The organism is Cryobacterium sp. AP23 (assembly GCF_054075385.1).
Map to the genome: position 1 here is coordinate 959,480 of NZ_CM133415.1, position 16,996 is coordinate 976,475.

At 67.9% G+C, this 16,996-nt stretch carries 15 protein-coding genes; 4 read left to right on the top strand and 11 right to left on the bottom strand.

Annotated elements, in window-relative coordinates:
* The first annotated feature begins 100 nt into the window (after window positions 1-100).
* A complete protein-coding gene (locus ACU5E9_RS04465) occupies window positions 101-2,131 on the top strand; it encodes a maltotransferase domain-containing protein (protein ID WP_456812417.1) in 2,031 nt (676 codons plus the stop codon).
* Complete coding sequence (glgB, locus tag ACU5E9_RS04470; protein WP_456812418.1) at window positions 2,128-4,344, top strand: 1,4-alpha-glucan branching protein GlgB; 2,217 nt, start codon at window positions 2,128-2,130, stop codon at window positions 4,342-4,344. The genes ACU5E9_RS04465 and glgB overlap by 4 nt, the downstream gene beginning before the upstream one ends.
* A gap of 88 nt (window positions 4,345-4,432) precedes the next feature.
* Here glgB and ACU5E9_RS04475 read toward each other — a convergent pair whose 3' ends face one another.
* On the bottom strand, window positions 4,433-5,401 hold the full coding sequence (locus ACU5E9_RS04475; RefSeq protein ID WP_456812419.1) for a tetratricopeptide repeat protein: 969 nt from the start codon (window positions 5,399-5,401) through the stop codon (window positions 4,433-4,435).
* Window positions 5,398-7,203: a hypothetical protein gene (locus ACU5E9_RS04480; protein WP_456812420.1), complete on the bottom strand. Its 1,806-nt coding sequence runs from the start codon at window positions 7,201-7,203 to the stop codon at window positions 5,398-5,400. The genes ACU5E9_RS04475 and ACU5E9_RS04480 overlap by 4 nt, the downstream gene beginning before the upstream one ends.
* A gap of 264 nt (window positions 7,204-7,467) precedes the next feature.
* Here ACU5E9_RS04480 and ACU5E9_RS04485 point away from each other — a divergent pair, with 264 nt between their 5' ends.
* Both ACU5E9_RS04485 and ACU5E9_RS04490 read left to right on the top strand, forming a co-directional pair.
* Window positions 7,468-9,084, top strand: a complete 1,617-nt coding sequence (locus ACU5E9_RS04485) for a DivIVA domain-containing protein (RefSeq protein WP_456812421.1) — start codon at window positions 7,468-7,470, stop codon at window positions 9,082-9,084.
* Window positions 9,085-9,152: 68 nt separating this feature from the next.
* The gene (locus ACU5E9_RS04490) at window positions 9,153-10,202 is read left to right on the top strand and encodes an AI-2E family transporter (protein WP_456812422.1); all 1,050 of its coding nucleotides are present in this window, start codon (window positions 9,153-9,155) and stop codon (window positions 10,200-10,202) included.
* A gap of 7 nt (window positions 10,203-10,209) precedes the next feature.
* Here the strand turns inward: ACU5E9_RS04490 and ACU5E9_RS04495 are convergent, their stop codons facing one another.
* From ACU5E9_RS04495 to rpsB, 9 genes are all read right to left on the bottom strand, one after another.
* Entirely contained in the window at window positions 10,210-10,938 is a 729-nt protein-coding gene (locus ACU5E9_RS04495; protein WP_456812423.1) for an alpha/beta hydrolase, read from the bottom strand.
* Between the two features lie 17 nt (window positions 10,939-10,955).
* Window positions 10,956-11,255, bottom strand: coding sequence for a hypothetical protein (locus tag ACU5E9_RS04500; protein ID WP_456812424.1), 300 nt, complete (start codon window positions 11,253-11,255; stop codon window positions 10,956-10,958).
* A 53-nt stretch (window positions 11,256-11,308) separates the two neighbouring features.
* Window positions 11,309-12,043, bottom strand: coding sequence for an aggregation-promoting factor C-terminal-like domain-containing protein (locus ACU5E9_RS04505; protein WP_456812425.1), 735 nt, complete (start codon window positions 12,041-12,043; stop codon window positions 11,309-11,311).
* A gap of 68 nt (window positions 12,044-12,111) precedes the next feature.
* Window positions 12,112-12,660, bottom strand: coding sequence for a DivIVA domain-containing protein (locus ACU5E9_RS04510; RefSeq protein ID WP_456812426.1), 549 nt, complete (start codon window positions 12,658-12,660; stop codon window positions 12,112-12,114).
* 46 nt (window positions 12,661-12,706) lie between these two features.
* Window positions 12,707-13,612: a phosphatidate cytidylyltransferase gene (locus ACU5E9_RS04515; RefSeq protein WP_456812427.1), complete on the bottom strand. Its 906-nt coding sequence runs from the start codon at window positions 13,610-13,612 to the stop codon at window positions 12,707-12,709.
* Window positions 13,613-13,700: 88 nt separating this feature from the next.
* Window positions 13,701-14,255 (bottom strand): ribosome recycling factor, encoded by a 555-nt coding sequence (frr, locus tag ACU5E9_RS04520; protein ID WP_456812428.1) that lies wholly within the window; start codon window positions 14,253-14,255, stop codon window positions 13,701-13,703.
* Window positions 14,256-14,287: 32 nt separating this feature from the next.
* On the bottom strand, window positions 14,288-15,004 hold the full coding sequence (gene pyrH, locus ACU5E9_RS04525) for a UMP kinase (protein ID WP_456812429.1): 717 nt from the start codon (window positions 15,002-15,004) through the stop codon (window positions 14,288-14,290).
* Between the two features lie 162 nt (window positions 15,005-15,166).
* The gene (gene tsf, locus ACU5E9_RS04530; RefSeq protein WP_456812430.1) at window positions 15,167-15,994 is read right to left on the bottom strand and encodes a translation elongation factor Ts; all 828 of its coding nucleotides are present in this window, start codon (window positions 15,992-15,994) and stop codon (window positions 15,167-15,169) included.
* Window positions 15,995-16,005: 11 nt separating this feature from the next.
* Window positions 16,006-16,929, bottom strand: a complete 924-nt coding sequence (rpsB, locus tag ACU5E9_RS04535) for a 30S ribosomal protein S2 (RefSeq protein WP_456812431.1) — start codon at window positions 16,927-16,929, stop codon at window positions 16,006-16,008.
* Window positions 16,930-16,996 lie beyond the last annotated feature (67 nt).

Here is a 16,996-nt window from a genome sequence, read left to right on the forward strand (position 1 = left end):
TGTGCCCCACCGAATCGGCCCTCGTTCGCGCTACGGTCATTGTGTGGCTAAGACAGCGAAAAGAACCGTTATCACCCCCTCGACGCCGAGTCCGGCGGAGGTGCAGACCAAAGTCGGTCGCATCCCGGTGCTCGACCTCTCCCCTCAGCTCAACGACAACCTCTGGCCCGCGAAGGCGTTCGCCGGCGAGGTTGTTCCGTTCGGCGCCACCGCGTTCCGGGAAGGGCATGACGCCATCGGCGTGACGCTGTACCTCACCGCGCCGGACGGCACGACGACGCAGCATCCGATGCGGCTCACCGTGCCGGGCACGGACCGGTACGAGACGCAGGTGCGCCTGGATGCCCAGGGCGCGTACACCTACCGGGTGCGCGGCTACGCGGATGACTTCGCCACCTGGGTGCACACCGCCCTGATCAAGATCCCCGCCGGCATCGACGTCGACCTCACCTTCCTCATCGGCTCGACCCTGTTCGCGGCCGCCGGCAAGGACCTCACCCGGCCGATCGTGCAGCGCCGGTTGTTCGCCGCGGCCGCCAAGACCCTGGCCAACAAGAGGCTCCCGCTGGAGGCCAGGCTGGCCGTGGTCACCGACCCCGCCATCACCGCCGCCGCTGCCTCGCACCCGCTGGCCAGCCTCGACTCCTTCTCCGCCGAGCGCACCGTCCGGGTCGAACGCACCCGCGCCGGCGTCGGATCCTGGTACGAATTCTTCCCCCGCTCGGAGGGCGCAGTGCCCCGTGAGGACGGCAGCTGGCAGAGCGGCACGTTCCGCACCGCCGCCGCCCGCCTGCCCGGCGTCGCCGCCATGGGCTTCGACGTGCTCTACCTGCCGCCGATCCACCCCATCGGCCGGGCGTTCCGCAAGGGCCCGAACAACACCCTCGACGCCGGCGAGAACGACCCGGGCTCGCCCTGGGCGATCGGTTCAGCGGCCGGCGGCCACGACGCCATCCACCCCGACCTCGGCACCATCGACGATTTCCGGTTCTTCCTCGACGCCGCGAACACCGCCGGGCTCGAGGTCGCCATCGACCTGGCCCTGCAGGCCTCCCCCGACCACCCGTGGGTGAAAGAGCACCCCGAGTGGTTCACGACGCTGCCCGACGGCACCATCGCGTACGCGGAGAACCCGCCGAAGAAGTACCAGGACATCTACCCGATCAACTTCGACAACGATCCCGCCGGCATCCGTGCCGAGGTACTGCGCCTGGTGCGGTACTGGATCAGCGTCGGTGTGAAGATCTTCCGGGTCGACAACCCGCACACCAAACCGCTGGACTTCTGGGAGTGGCTGATCGGCACGATCAACCGCGAAACGCCCGACGTCGTGTTCCTGGCCGAGGCCTTCACCCGGCCCGCCCTGCTGCAGGGCCTGGCCAAGGTCGGCTTCCAGCAGTCCTACACGTACTTCACCTGGCGGAACACGAAGGAGGAGCTCGAGGAGTTCTTCGACGGTCTCTCCCACGTCACCGCGGATTTCCTGCGCCCGAACCTGTTCGTGAACACGCCGGACATCCTCTCCGAGTACCTGCAGTTCGGCGGCCCGGCCGCGTTCAAGATCCGTGCGGCCCTCGCTGCCACCGCCGCGCCCACCTGGGGCGTGTACGCCGGGTTCGAACTGTACGAGAGCGTCGCCCGCCCCGGCGCCGAAGAGAACATCGACAACGAGAAGTACGAGTACCGGCCGAGGGACTACGCCAAGGCCGAAGCGCTGGGCAAGTCGCTCTCGCCGTTCCTGGCGCAGCTGGGCCGCATCCGCGCCGCCCACCCCGCGCTGCGTCAGCTGCGCAACCTCGACATCCACTCCAGCGACGACGATTCGATCCTGGTCTACAGCAAGTACCTCGCCGGTGAGTTCACCGACGACGGCCGCCCGGATGCGCTGATCATCGTCGCCAACGTCGACCCGCATTCCGTGCGCGAGACGGTCGTGCACCTCGATGTCACCCGGTTCGGCCTGCCCGCCGGCTCCTCTTTCGAGGTCGAAGACCTCGTCACCGGCGCCGTGTGGACCTGGACGGCCGACAACTTCGTTCGCCTGGACGCGTTCACCGAGCCCGTGCACATCCTGCACGTGCGGCCCCAGGCCCCGCACCACGCACCGACACAGAATGGACTGGCCGTATGAAACACGCCACCGGCCGCCCCGCCGACGAACTTCCGGTGATCTCCGCGCACATCCTCGAGACCGTCTCCGTCGGGTCGTACTACAACCCGCACGAGGTCCTCGGCCAGCACCTGCTGAACCTGCCGAACGTCCTCGACCCGCTCACCGTCATCCGGGCGCTCCGCCCGCTGGCCAACGAGGTCGTCGCGGTGCTCTCCACCGGTGCCAGGATCGAGCTGGCGCACCTGGGCTACGGCATCTGGCAGGGTGTGAGCACCATCGGCCCGCACGACTACGAGATCGAGGCCCACTACGAGGGCGGCCCGGCCTGGGTCAGCGACGACCCGTACCGGTATCTGCCCACCCTCGGCGAGCTCGACCTGCACCTCATCGGCGAGGGCCGCCACGAACGCCTGTGGGACGTCCTGGGCGCCCACGTGCGCACCTTCACCGGCGTCACCAAGCCCGTCAGCGGCACGTCGTTCTCGGTCTGGGCGCCGCACGCCCGCGCCGTGCGGATCATCGGTGACTTCAACGGCTGGTACGGCATCCTGCACTCCATGCGCAACATGGGCAGCACCGGGGTCTGGGAACTCTTCGTGCCCGGGCTCGCCGCCGGATCCAACTACAAGTTCGAGATCCTCACCCAGGCCGGTGAGTGGGTGCAGAAGGCCGACCCGATGGCCCGGTACACCGAGGTTCCGCCGCTCACCGCGTCGGTCGTCGGCGACACCGCCTACACCTGGGGCGACCAGGACTGGCTCGCGACCCGCAGCGCCACCGACCCGCACGACCGGGCGATGAGCGTCTACGAGATGCACGTCGGCTCCTGGCGGTTGGGCCTGGGCTACCGGGCGCTGGCCGACGAGCTGATCGGCTACCTCGAGGAGCTCGCGTACACCCACGTGGAGTTCATGCCGCTGTCCGAGCATCCGTTCGGCGGGTCCTGGGGCTACCAGGTCACCGGCTACTACGCCCCCACCAGCCGCTTCGGCCACCCGGACGACCTGCGCTACTTGATCGACCGGCTGCACCAGGCCGGCATCGGCGTGATCATGGACTGGGTCCCGGGGCACTTCCCCAAGGACGAGTTCGCGCTGGCCCGGTTCGACGGGCAGGCGCTCTACGAACACCCCGACCCGCGCCGCGGCGAGCAGATGGACTGGGGCACCTACGTCTTCGACTTCGGCCAGAAGCAGGTGCGCAACTTCCTCGTCGCGAACGCACTGTACTGGCTGGAGGAGTTCCACATCGACGCCCTCCGGGTCGACGCCGTGGCCTCGATGCTGTACCTGGACTACTCGCGGAAGGACGGCGAGTGGGAGCCGAACAAGTTCGGCGGCCGGGAGAACCTGGAGGCCATCAGCCTGCTGCAGGAGATCACCGCCACGGCGTACAAGCGCAACCCCGGCACGATCATGATCGCCGAGGAATCCACCAACTGGGGCGGGGTGACCGCGGCCACCTCCAGCGGGGGCCTGGGCTTCGGCTTCAAGTGGAACATGGGCTGGATGCACGACTCGCTCGAGTACATGAGCGAAGACCCGATGCACCGCGCCTACCACCACAACCAGATCACCTTCTCGTTCGTCTACGCCTTCAGCGAGAACTTCCTGCTGCCGATCAGCCACGACGAGGTCGTGCACGGTAAGGGCTCGCTGATCAACAAGATGCCCGGCGACTCCTGGCAACAGCTCGCGAACGTGCGGGTGTACCTGGCGTTCATGTGGGCGCACCCCGGCAAGCAGCTGCTGTTCATGGGTTCGGAATTCGGTCAACGCTCCGAGTGGAGCGAAGAGCGCGGCCTGGACTGGTGGATCCTCGACCAGCCCGGCCACCGTGGCCTGTTCACCCTCGTCGGCCAGCTGAACCGGGTGTACCGGGACACGCCCGCGCTGTGGTCCAGGGACAACGAGCCCGGCGGGTTCGAGCTGCTCGACGGCGGCGCCGCGGCGGAGAACGTGGTCACGTTCCTGCGCTGGGACAACGACGGCACCCCCGTCGCCTGCCTGTTCAACTTCTCCGGCCAGCCGCACACCGGCTACCGGGTCGGCCTGCCCAAGGCCGGCGTCTGGGAGGAACTGCTCAACACGGATGCCGAGAACTTCGGCGGCTCCGGCGTGGGTAATCTCGGCGAGGTGCACGCCTTCGCCGAGCCGTGGGCGGGCCGCCCCGCCTCGGCGACGATCACCCTGCCGCCCCTCGGGGCCCTCTGGCTGCGCCTGCGCCGCTAGCACCGCTCCGGGCAACACGAAAGCGCCCGTGTGGTCGCCTCAGTCGTCTGAGGCCGCCACACGGGCGCTGTGCTGTGTAAGGACGGGGTCAGTAGAGCAGGGCGGTGAGGCGCTTGCGGGCCGGCGGCACGCGGGGGTCGTCGGCTCCGACGACCTCGAAGAGTTCCAGCATCCGCTGGCGGATCGCGTTCTTGCCCGCCGCGTCCTGCCCGGGGAACAGTCCGAGCAGCCGGTCGAAGGAGTCCTCGATGTGACCGCCGGAGAGATCCAGGTCGGCAACGAGTAGCTGCGCGTCGAGGTTGTCCGGGTCGTCGGCGGCCGCTGAACGCACCTCGGCGATGGTCTTGCCCTGCAGCCGGCCGAGCAGGCTCACCTGGGCCAGACCCGCCGTTGCCATGGCGTCGCGGGGGTCGCGGGCCAGCGCGAGCTTGTAGATGTCGATCGCGGCGGCGTAGTCGCCCCGGTCGATGGCGTCGTAGGCCTCCCGGTGATGCGGCGGCAGTTCCGGTTCCACCGGCTCGGCCGGTTCGGCATCCGGTCCCCCGGCGGCGTCGGCGACGCCCGTCACTCCGTGCTGGGCGGCGAGCTCGAGGACCCGTTCGAGGACCTCCCGGATCTGCACCACCGGCAGCACGCCGTCGAAGAGCTGCACGGGCTGGCCGTTGATCACGGCGGCGAGCGTGGGCACGGACGTGGCCTGGAAGGCCTGGGCGAGTTGAGGGTTGGTGTCGATGTCCACCGTGGCGAGGACGAATCGGCCGTTGTACTCCCGGATCAGGTTCTCGATCACCGGGGTCAGCTGGGTGGCCGGTTCGCTCCACTGGGCCCACAGGTCCACGATGACGGGCACGAACTTGGACAGCTCGAGGAGCTCGGCGAAGTTGGTGTCCGTTCCCTCCAGCACCAGGTTCGGCACGGGAACCGTACCGGCGACAGCTCCGCCGGGGGCCGCACCGGCCGCGGGCGCGCCGGGGCCGGCAGCGGGCGGGCGGTTGACGAGCGACGACAGGTCGACGGCGCCGCGCAGGTTGGCGCCGGCTGGGGGGACAACGGTCATGGAAGCTCCACAGAAGAGATCAGGCCCTGGCTGAAGCCAAGGAGAACGATTTTGTCGGTTGAGTTGGCGGGGGGTACGTGGAAGAGGATCTGCACGCTGTAGGTGCTCTGCACACCCTTGGCGGTGCTTTCGATTCCGGAGAGTGCCTTGCTGGGCCCCTCCAGGGTGATGGTCGCCTTGCCGTTCACGGCTTTCACGACCGTGATCTCGTTCACGCTCAGAGCCACGATACTGCCGGAATCGTTCGTGGCAAGGGAGACGACCTCGCCGCTGCCGACAGCGTTACTGAACTCGATCGAGCCGGTGTCTTCCAGGTCGATTTCCCGCTGGGCCTTGCTCTCGACCCCCAGCTGCGTGCGGGCGGTGTCGCCCTCCGCTTCGAACAGGGGGAAGGCCGGACTGGCCTCACCGTTGAGCAGGATGTCCGAGTACGCGGGACCGACCTCGCCCGGCGCCATGATCATGAATTTGTTGTCCGGGGCGATCAGCGGCGCACCGATGCTCGCCGGGGCCACGTCGGGGACCGTCGCGGACGCCTCCAGCTGGATGGTGTATTCGACGAGGAAGTTCTCCCGCGGTGAAGCCTGCTTGAGCACCAGCGCCATGGTCGGCACTGACGCTTCATCCGCCGACTGCAAAACCGTCATGACCACACGCGGCCAGGTCGAGGTCTGCTGGGGCAGCGTCAGGGTCAGCGGGGCGGCCGGCAGGGCGACGGTGGGTGCCGCGGCCGGGTCCGCCGTGCGGATCTTGTAATTGGCGAGGCGCTGCTCGAGGGCCGGCCCGGTGAACCGGGTGCTCAGGCTGTCGGCGTCGAGGGCGGCGTCCGCGGCGGCGGTCAACGTGACGATGCCCCCGACGATCCGTTCCAGCTGCGGCTGGGTGACCGCGGGCGGCGGCAGCTCGTCGACGACGGGCGTCTCCGTGCCGGTCGCGGTGGGAGTGGCGGTCGCCGTCGCTGTGCCGCTCGCTTCGGGAGCGCCGGCAGGCCAGAATTCGGGCGAGCATCCGGAGAGGGCGAACCCGGTCACCAGCACCAGGGGGACGGCGATCATGGAGCGGCCGATCGACCGGCGCGGGCCGGTGATCTCGCTGGCCTTGATGGTCTTCGGTCGCGGTGCGCGCGGCAGCCGGGGCATCCGCGGGCCGCGGGGTACGTTGCGGCGCGGGCGGCGGGAGCGGCGGAAGTGCAGGAGCCCGAGCAGGTAGATGACAAAACCGACCAGCGCCATGAACGCACCGCCCACGATCAGCGGGCCGGCCCACGGGGTGGAGTTGTCGGTCGGCCAGGCCACGCTGATATCGGTCGGCGCCGGCGCGGTGCCGTCGGACGCGAGCACGACCGAGATTCCGTCCGGCACGTTCAGGGTCGTCGTCAGCGATCCCTGCCCGGTGAACTCTTCCAGCCAGAGGTCTGATCCCGCTGGATTGGTGGGCAGTGTGGCCGGCAGGGCGGTGGCAGCGGCCTGCACGGGGGTACCGGTCTCGCTGGTCACGGTGAACGCGGTACCGTCGGCGTCGAGGTTGACCGCCGCGTACTCGTCGTCACCGATCCAGGCCAGGATGTCGGCGGTGCGGCCATAGGCCATGAAGACGGTGTCTGCACCGCTGACGGTAAGGGTCTGGCTGCCGGGGACCGCGGCGAGGGCGCTGCCGTCGATGACCGCGTACCGCGAACCGTCCTCGATGCTCGCGCTGATGCTCGCCGAGTCGGGTTCAAGAAAAATGGTCCGCTGCGCAATACCGAATGCGATCATGAGCGCGGCGAGGACAAAAGCCAGAATGGCAAAGACGAAACGCACGTAAAACCCTCCTGTGTTGCCTGCCGATGGCTGCATCGAACAACGCAACCACCGCTTGTCGGGGCCGGAAAGCAACAGACACGGACGTCTCACGATAGTGGACGCTCCTGAGAGGTGCCTAATAGCGGCCCCCGCACCCTTTTTCGGGGCCTGATGAGCGCAATCCCCCGCCGCCCAGGGCACGCGACCGCCGGTGGGGGCACTAAAATTGACCGGGCTGCTCCGGCTTCACCGGTCGGGACGGCCCCATTATGAGGAGACAACGTGGCGACCGACGAGGCTGACTTCACCCAGGTATTCCGTGGGTACGACAAGGACGAGGTCGACAAGGCCCTCCAGGGGCTCCGCCGCGACCTCATTCACGCGAACGCGCAGGCCACGGAATCCGCCAAGGAGATCAAGCGGCTCAGCGCCCGGATCGACGACCTGAACGCCGAGATCGAAGAGGTCGGCAGCCCCACGTTCTCCGGCCTGGGCACCAAACTCGAGAACACGCTGCGGGTCGCGGAGGAACAGTCCACCCGGGTGATCGCCCAGGCCGACATCGACGCCGAGAAGCTGCGCGCCTCCGCGACGGCCGAGGTCGACGCGATGAAGCGCCAGGCATCCGACCACGCCGGTCGGTCCGTCTCCGACGCGACGGTCAAGGCCACCCGGATCCTCGATGACGCCCAGGCCGAGGCGGATGACCTCCTCGACCGGGCTAAGCAGACCCACGAGCAGCTCGTGCAGGACGCCCTGCAGGAAGCGGCCGGTATCCGCGGCGCCGTCGCCACCGAGGCGGCCGAATTGCGTGCCACCGTCAAGCGGGAAGTCGCCGCGCTCCGCTCGGCGGCCGAACGCGAGGCCGCCGAGGTGCGCGTCGTCGCCCAGCGCGAGGCCACCGAGGCCAGGGAGATCGCCGCCGGACTGACCCGGGAGACCGAACTGACCCGGGCGGAGGTGGCGCACGAGCTCGACCAGCAACGCGCCGACCTGGCCCGCGAAACCGAACAGACCCGCCTGGACCTGGCAGCCGAGACCGAACAGGACCGCATCGACCTGGCCCGGGAGACCGAACAGGCCCGCATCGACCTCGCCCACGAGACCGAACAGGCCCGTGCCGAGCTGTCGATCGAGATCGAACAGGGCCGCACCGACCTGGCCAGGGAGATCGACCAGGGCAGGGCGGATCTCGCCATCGAGGGCGAGCAGGCGCACACCGACCTCGATCGCGAGTTGGACCGCGACCGGGCCGGCGTCACCCGCGACCTCGACAAGGCCCACGCCGACCTCGCCGCCGAGATCGAGCAGGCCAGGGCCGACCTCGCCCGCGAACTCGAGCAGGCCAAGGCCGACTTCGACGCCGACAGCGAGCAGGCCAGCATCGACCTGGACAACCACCTCACCGCCACCCGCAAGCGCGGCGAACACGATGCGGCCAAGCTTCGGCGCGAGATCGACCAGATCCGCGCCGACCTCGAGATCGAGCTCAAGGCCCGCCGGGATGAGGCGGAGCAGGACCACCTGTCCCGGCACCAGCAGGCCGTCGCACAGACCCAGAAGTACCTGGACGACTCCGCCAGGCAGCTGGCCGACACCAACGCCCGCATCGTGGAGCTCAGGGCGCTCAACGAGACCCTCGACACGGGAGCCCGTGACGAGGCCAAGGCCCAGCGGAAAACCGCCAACGACGATGCCGAACGCATCGTACGGGACGCCGAGGACCGCGCGGCGCAGCTTCTCGCCGACGCGGAGACACGCACCCGTGAACTGGTCGCTGACGCCGAGGATCGTCTCGCCCAGATTAGGATTGAGCGCGACTCAGTCGCCGGCTACTTCGAGAGCCTGCGCAGCGTCCTGACCCAGGCCGAGAAAGTGAACTCCGACCAGGACCAGTAATCGATGGCGGCTTCACCGGTCCGGCTCACGCAGCCGGCCCGGCCCGGCCCAACAATGTGGGGACTACTGTGAAGATTCAAAACGCCTTCCGTCTGGGCCTGGTGGGCACCCTCGGCGTCGGCGTCGGGGTGTTGATCCTGAGCTCGATCGTGTCGCTGTCCACGATCATCACCTACATCGGTGCGGCGTTGTTCCTGGCCCTCGGCCTCGACCCCGCAGTCTCCTGGCTGGAGAAGAAGAAGTTCCCGCGCTGGGCCGCCATCCTCACGGTTCTCGTCGCCGTCCTCGGCGTGCTGACCGGGGTGATCTTCGCGATCGTGCCGATCATCGTGGATCAGGTCGCCAAGCTGTCCGAGCGGATCCCCGACCTGGTCACCTCGGTGAACACGTCGACGTTCCTCGACGACGTGCAGAAGCAGTTCCCGGGCCTGGACGTGCAGAAGATCACCGAGTCGGTCACGGACTACATCGGCGGCAACGTCACGACCATCACGTCCGCCATCGTCGCGTCCGGTGTCGCCATCGTGACCGGTCTGTTCGGCGGCCTGATCATCCTGATCCTGACCCTCTATTTCACGGCGTCGCTCGGAAGCATCAAGCGGGCGATGTACCAGCTGGTTCCCGCCTCCAAGCGGGAGCGCTTCGCTGACCTCAGTGAGCAGATCACCACCGCAGTCGGACGTTTCATCGTGGGCCAGGGCGCCCTCGCCGCCTGTAACGGCATCCTGAGCTTCATCTTCCTGTCGATCATCGGCGCCCCGTTCCCGGCCCTGCTGGCCGTGATCGCGTTCCTGTTCTCCCTGATCCCGCTCGTCGGCACGATCACCGGCTCCGTCCTGATCGTGCTCACCTGCATGATCCCCGGCATCGGCAGTTCCTGGCTCACCGTGCTGGTGGCCGGCATCTACTACCTGGTCTACATGCAGATCGAGGCGTACGTCCTCAGCCCGAACATCATGAACCGTGCGGTGGCCGTTCCCGGTGCAGTTGTCGTGGTCGCCGCCCTCGCCGGCGGCTCGCTGCTCGGCATCCTCGGCGCCCTGATCGCCATCCCGGTGGCCGCGTCGGTGATCATGATCATCAAGCAGGTCGTCATCCCCCGCCAGAACGAGCTGTAAGGCCCGGCTAGAGCTGCCCGGCCCATTCGTCGGGCAGCGGACCGGCCGCGGGGTTCACCACGGCCACGATCTCGTTGAGCACCCGCCGGGTCTGGTTCTCCCCCACCCACAGGTGCTTGGCGCCGTCCACGGCGATCAGTGTCGCCTCCGGCACACTGGCGAACCGGGCCCGCGCGGAGTCGGGGCGCAGGTAGTCGTCGTGCTCGGGGACGAGGACGACGAGTTCACGTTCGTTGCCCGCCCAGGCGGCCAGTTCCGCATCCGTCGCCCGGTGCAGCGGCGGGGACAGCAGGATGGCGCCGCGGATGGGGTGCTCGAGGCCGTACTTGATGGCCAGTTCGGTGCCGAACGACCACCCGACCAGCCAGGGGTTCGGGAGGTGGCGGTCCGCGACGAAGGCCATCGCCGCCGCCACATCCGCCCGCTCGGTGTCGCCGTGGCCGAAGCTGCCTTCGCTGGTGCCGCGCGGGGAACTGGTGCCGCGGGTGTTGAACCGGAGCACAGCCAGGTCGGCCAGAGCCGGCAGGCGCCCGGCGGCCTTCCGCAGGATGTGCGAGTCCATGAACCCGCCGCTGGTCGGCAGTGGATGCAGCGTCACCAGCGTCGCGACCGGTAGGCGGTCCAGCGGCACGGCGAGCTCACCGACGAGGGTGAGGCCGTCCTCGGTGTGCAGTTCGATGTGCTCGCGGACGGCTGGCAGCTCGATGCCGCCACGGATCTCGACCGGTGCGGCCATGGATGCTCCTTGCAGGTTCACTTGATTTTCCAGCAGTGCAGGTGCCAGTGCCGGCGGGCGGCCAGGTCTGCGGCGTCGCCGGTGACGCCGTCGCCGCGCCAGGTCACGATGTGGGCCACGCCAGGGGCGATCTCCAGCCGGCAGCCCGGGCAGAGGTAGGTCTTCGCCGCCTGGGCGGCGCTGATCGGCTGGACGTGCCAGAGCCCGTCGCGCTTGACTTCGGTGCGGCGCCAGCCCGCCAGCATGCGGGAGAGGTCATCGCCCTCGTCTTCGCCGGTGCCGCTTCGGCGGCCCTTGGGGCGATTGCTGCGCGGCATGGCTCAAGTGTACCCGGACCCCGCGACCCGGCCCGGGTGTGTGACGTGGGGTACTAGTACCAGCCGACGTCGACGGAGTGGCCCCACGCGCCGCAGGGGGTGCCGTAGCGGCCGCTGATGTAGCCCAGGCCCCACTCGATCTGGGTGCCGGCGTTGGTCTGCCAGTCCGCTCCGGCGCTGGCCATCTTCGAGCCGGGCAGGGACTGCGGGATGCCGTACGCTCCGCTGCTGGAGTTGGCCGCGTTGACCCGCCAGCCGGATTCCTTGTTCCACAGCTTCACCAGGCAGTTGAACTGGTCGTTGCCCCAGCCGCGGGACGCCACCGCGCCGGCCGCGTACGCCTGCGCCGAACCCGGTGCCACCGCCACGCCGGCCACCGAGGCCGGCACGACGGGCTCGGGTTCGGGCTCCGGTTCCACGACGGTGTAACCATCCATGGTGACGGTGTTGGTGACGGTGCTGGCCACCTGCATCGACTGCGCGGCTTCACCGTTGTAGCGCTCGGAGGCGGCTCCGCCGTATTGGTCGGAAGCGGCGCCGGGCACCTGGAAGTACGGGGACGCCGTGGCGCCGGAGTACGGATCCACGACGGTGACGAGCACGAACGCGGCCGCGGCGCTGAACGCGAAGAAGGAGAGAACGGCGTGCCCACGTGCCTTCGGGCGCTGCATGCTGCGCTGGGGCGGCCGGCTGGGCCGGGGGGCGCTGGCCGAGGCGACGGTACGGTACTGGCGATTGGCCAGGCTGGTCGCCGACGATGCGCCCCGTACGGGCGCGGAAGTGTTCACATGTCTACCCACGATTCTTCGACCCTATCGGAGATGGAGGGTCACGAACCGATAACGACACGCTTTTCTTAGCGGACGGCGAGCATCACGTCGACCACGCCGTCGAGCACCAGGTCGACCTGAGCTTCGCGGTAGCCGGCGCGTTGCGGCCGGAACACGATGGTGCGGACGTCGTCCACGGTCACGGGGTGCCCGTCCTGGAAGTATTTGACGAGCTTGGCGGAGAACCGGTCCACGTCCGCCCGGTTGTAGCCGGTGGTCAGGAAGCTGGTGCGGTCGAACCGGTGCCCGTTCGGACGGCCGAGCCGGTTGATCAGGACCTGCGCGGTGCTGCGGGCCTGGTCGAGCCAGGCCTGCTCGCCGAGGGCACGGGCGGCACGGTCGCGTTCCCGCGCCGCGAACGCGTCCTCGAGGCGCTCGAGGGCGGCGTCGACATGCTCGGGCGAGTATCCGCCCTTGGCCATGGCGAACGCCGTGTGCCGGATGTCGGCGGCGCTCAGCTGGGCCTGGGCGTCGTTGGCGTCGTATGCCTGTCGGGTGGACTCGAGAAACTCCTCGACCTGCTTGAGGTTGTAGCCGAGCGTCTTCTTGCTGGTCCGCGGAAACGTAGTGCTCACCGCCTCATTCTGCCTCACCGAAGCGGCCGTGTCGAAAGCCACGGGCTCAGGCGAAGATCAGGTACAGGGCGTACGCCGCGGCGGCCGACGGCAGGATCGAGTCCAGGCGGTCGAGGAAACCGCCGTGGCCGGGCAGCCAGGAGCTCATGTCCTTGATGCCGAGGTCCCGTTTGATCAGCGATTCCGCCAGGTCGCCGAAGGTGGCGGCGACGAGGATCACGACGCCGAAGATCGGTCCGAACCACCACGGCTCGCCCAGCATGAACACGGCCAGGAGGATGCCGACGGCCATGCACACGATGAAGGCGCCGGCGAAACCTTCCCAGGTCTTCTTGGGGCTGATCGACGGCACCATCCGGTGCTTGCCGAACGACAGCCCGGCCGCGTATGCGGCGGTGTCGGCGGAGATGACGAGGAGCAGGAACGCCAGCGCCCACCACTGTCCGCCCTCCTGGGTGACCAGGAGCACCGCGAAGCTGGCGAGGAACACGACGTACACCTGGATCAGGAAGCCGCCGCCGATATCGCCGAGCACGACGTCCCGTGGGGCGCGGTGCTTGGGGAAGAGCAGCATGACCAGTCGCCACACGGTGATCAGGGCGATACCGCTGAGGGTGGCGAGCCACTGTCCGCCGGCATCCCAGTAGAACGCCGCCGGCACCACCGCCACGGCGGAGATCAGGACCGGGATCCGCGGGACGTTCCGGCCGCCGCGCCGCAGCGCTTCGGCAAGTTCGAACGCCGTGAACCCGACGATGACGAACGCCACGATCATGAACAGTTCTTTGATGAAGATCAGGCTCACCAGCATCGACCCGCCCAGCACCAGGCCGATGAGGGTCGCCAGGATCAGGTTGCGCCCGGTGCGCGCCTCGATGCGCTCGTTCGTCGCATCCAGTTGTGCCTTGGTGGCCTGCATCTGCCGTTCGATGTCAGCCTTGGTCGACTGCACCTGCGCACGGAATTCTGCGCGGGTGGAACCTCGGCCCCGTTGGGGTGGCTTGGCAGGCCCTGAATCGTCCGTCATTCGCTGGCCTCCCCTAGATGGCGAGGAGCTCGGCTTCCTTGCGCTTGAGTGCCTCATCGATCGCGTCGATGTGGGTCTTGGTGATCTGCTCGAGTTCCTTCTCCGCGCGGGCCACGTCATCGTCGCCGACCTCGCTCTTGAGCGCGTCGAGTTCGTCCTTGGCCTTGCGGCGCAGGTTGCGCACCGACACCTTCGCGTCTTCGCCCTTGGTCTTGACGATCTTGACGTATTCCTTGCGGCGGTCGTTGGTCAGTTCGGGCAGCGACGCCCGGATGACGATCCCGTCGTTGCCGAGGTTGGCGCCGAGGTTCGGGGTATCCCGGATGGCGTTCTCGATGTCGCGCAGGGCGCTCTTGTCGTAGGGCGTGATCAGGAGCGTGCGGGCTTCCTGGTTCTGCAGCGACGCGAGCTGGCCCAGCGGCGTGGGGGTTCCGTAGTAGTCGACCAGGATCTTCTGGAACATCTGCGGGTTCGCGCGACCCGTTCGCACGGTGGCGAAGTCTTCCTTCGCGGCCTCAACGGCCTTATCCATGCGCTGGGTGGTGTCGGACAGGACATCCGTAATCACGGTGACTCCTTCTTCGGTGGGCTTCAATAATCCTAGTTGGAGACGAGGGTTCCCAGTTCGGCGCCGAGGATGGCGGCGGTCACGTTGCCGTGCGGAGCCATCCCGAACACCCGCATGGGCATGCTGTTGTCCATGCACAGGCTGAACGCCGTCGAGTCGACGACCTTGAGTCCGCGCTGGAGCGCATCCTGATAGGTGATGCTGTGGATCTTGTGTGCGTCGGGGTTGGTGCGCGGGTCGTCGGAGTAGACACCGTCGACGCCGTTCTTGGCGACGAGCACGACCTCCGCGCCGATTTCGAGGGCGCGCTGGGCGGCCACGGTGTCGGTGGAGAAGTAGGGCAGTCCGGCACCGGCGCCGAAGATGACGACGCGGCCCTTCTCGAGGTGGCGTTCGGCGCGGCGCGGAATGTACGGCTCGGCGACCTGGGTCATGGCGATGGCGGACTGCACGCGGGTCTCAGCGCCGGCCTGCTCGAGGAAGTCCTGCAGGGCGAGGGCGTTCATGACGGTGCCCAGCATGCCCATGTAGTCGGCGCGGCCGCGGTCCATGCCGCGCTGGGAGAGTTCGGCGCCGCGGAAGAAGTTGCCTCCGCCGACGACGATCGCGATTTCGACGGTCTGTGCGGCCTCGGCGATTTCCCGGGCGAGGCTGCTGATGACGTCGGGGTTGACGCCGAGGCTTCCCGCCCCGAATGCTTCACCCGACAGTTTGAGGAGGACCCTGCGCTTCGTACCCGTATCTGACATGCCCGTGAGCGTCCTTCCGTTGTGGCCTGTTTCTAAAACTACCGGTTCAGCACCGGTGGGCTGTAACCCGTGGTCGAACGTGTGGGTTCGACGACGGGCAGAGAAGAAGGAGACCGGATTGCCTGGGCGATCCGATCTCCTTCATCTATTCTGCGGTGCTGGTTACGCGCCGACCTTGAACCGGGCGAAGCCGGAGATGGTCAGGCCCGCGTCAGCGACAACCTTCGCGACGGACAACTTGTTGTCCTTGGCGTAGTCCTGCTCGAGGAGAGCGACCTGCTTGAAGTACGCGTTGACGCGGCCTTCAACGATCTTGGGCAGCGCGGCGGCCGGCTTGCCCTCGTTCTCGCTGATCTCGGTGACGATGCGACGCTCGGTCTCAACGGCCTCCGCGGGAACGTCTTCGCGAGCCAGGTACTCCGGGTTCGCGAACGAGATGTGCTGGGCGATGCTGCGAGCGGTCGCGGCATCCTCACCGGCGTAGCCCAGGACCACGCCGACCTGCGGGGGCAGGTCCTTGCTGGTCTTGTGCAGGTAGATCTCGAAGTTCTCACCGGTGACGGCTGCGACACGGCGAAGTTCGAACTTCTCACCGATGATCGCGGCTTCGCCGTTGATGAGGTCTCCGACGGTCTGCCCGTCGGCCGGGGCGGCAAGCGCCTCGGCGACGTTGGTGGCGCCGGCAGCGGAGACCGCGTCCAGGACCTTCTCGGAGAGAGCGCCGAACTTCTCGCCCTTGGCGACGAAGTCGGTCTCGCAGGCGAGCTCCAGCAGGTAAGCGGTGTTGCCGATCACCTTGGCGGCGACGAGGCCCTCAGAGGTGGAACGGTCAGCGCGCTTGGCGTTGCCCTTTGCACCCTTGAGACGCAGGATCTCGACCGCGCGCTCGATGTCGCCATCGGCTTCGACGAGTGCGTTCTTGGTGTCGACCATGCCGGTGCCGAGGCGCTCGCGCAGGATCTTGACGGATTCGAGGTTGAAGTTTGCCATACCTGTTGTCCTTACTTGGTGTCGGCTACGGGAGCGTCGGCTGCAACCTCTTCGGTTGCGGCTTCGGCCGCGGCGGGCTCAGCGGCGGGCGCCTCTTCTGCAACCTGCTCGGTGGCGACGGTTTCGTCGGCGACCTTCTCGGTGTCAGCGGAGGACTGCTCCGGGGTGGTCTCGGCCGGAGCGGCGAGCAGCTCGGCTTCCCACGCGGCGAGGGGCTCGACTTCGGCGCCCTCTTCCGGCTTCTGGTGACGCTGGATGAGGCCCTCGGCTGCAGCGTCCGCGATGATGCGGGTGAGCAGGCCAACGGAGCGGATGGCGTCGTCGTTGCCCGGGATCGGGTACTGCACGTCGTCGGGGTCGCAGTTGGTGTCGAGGATCGCGATGACGGGGATGCCGAGCTTGCGCGCCTCGTCAATGGCGAGGTGCTCCTTGTTGGTGTCGACAACCCAGAGCGCGGACGGCGTCTTGGTCAGGTTGCGGATTCCGCCGAGGCTCTTGTGCAGCTTGACGAGCTCGCGCTTCTTGATGAGCATTTCCTTCTTCGTGAAGCCGCTCTTGGCGGTGTCCTCGAAGTCGAGCTCTTCGAGCTCTTTCATGCGGGCCAGACGCTTGGAAACGGTCTGGAAGTTGGTGAGGAGGCCACCGAGCCAGCGCTGGTTGACGTAGGGCTGGCCGACACGCGTCGCCTGCTCCGAAATCGATTCCTGCGCCTGCTTCTTGGTGCCGACGAAGAGGATGGTGCCGCCGTGGGCGACGGTCTCCTTGACGAAGTCATAGGCCTTGTCAACGAACCCGAGCGACTGCTGCAGGTCGATGATGTAGATGCCGGAACGCTCGGTGAAGATGAATCGCTTCATCTTCGGGTTCCAACGGCGGGTCTGGTGCCCGAAGTGCACGCCGCTGTCGAGCAGCTGGCGAATGGTTACGACGGCCATGAGCCGTACTCCTTATCCGACGTTTCTGCACAGCAGAAAACGCCCATCGGTTTGTGTCGTGATCGGA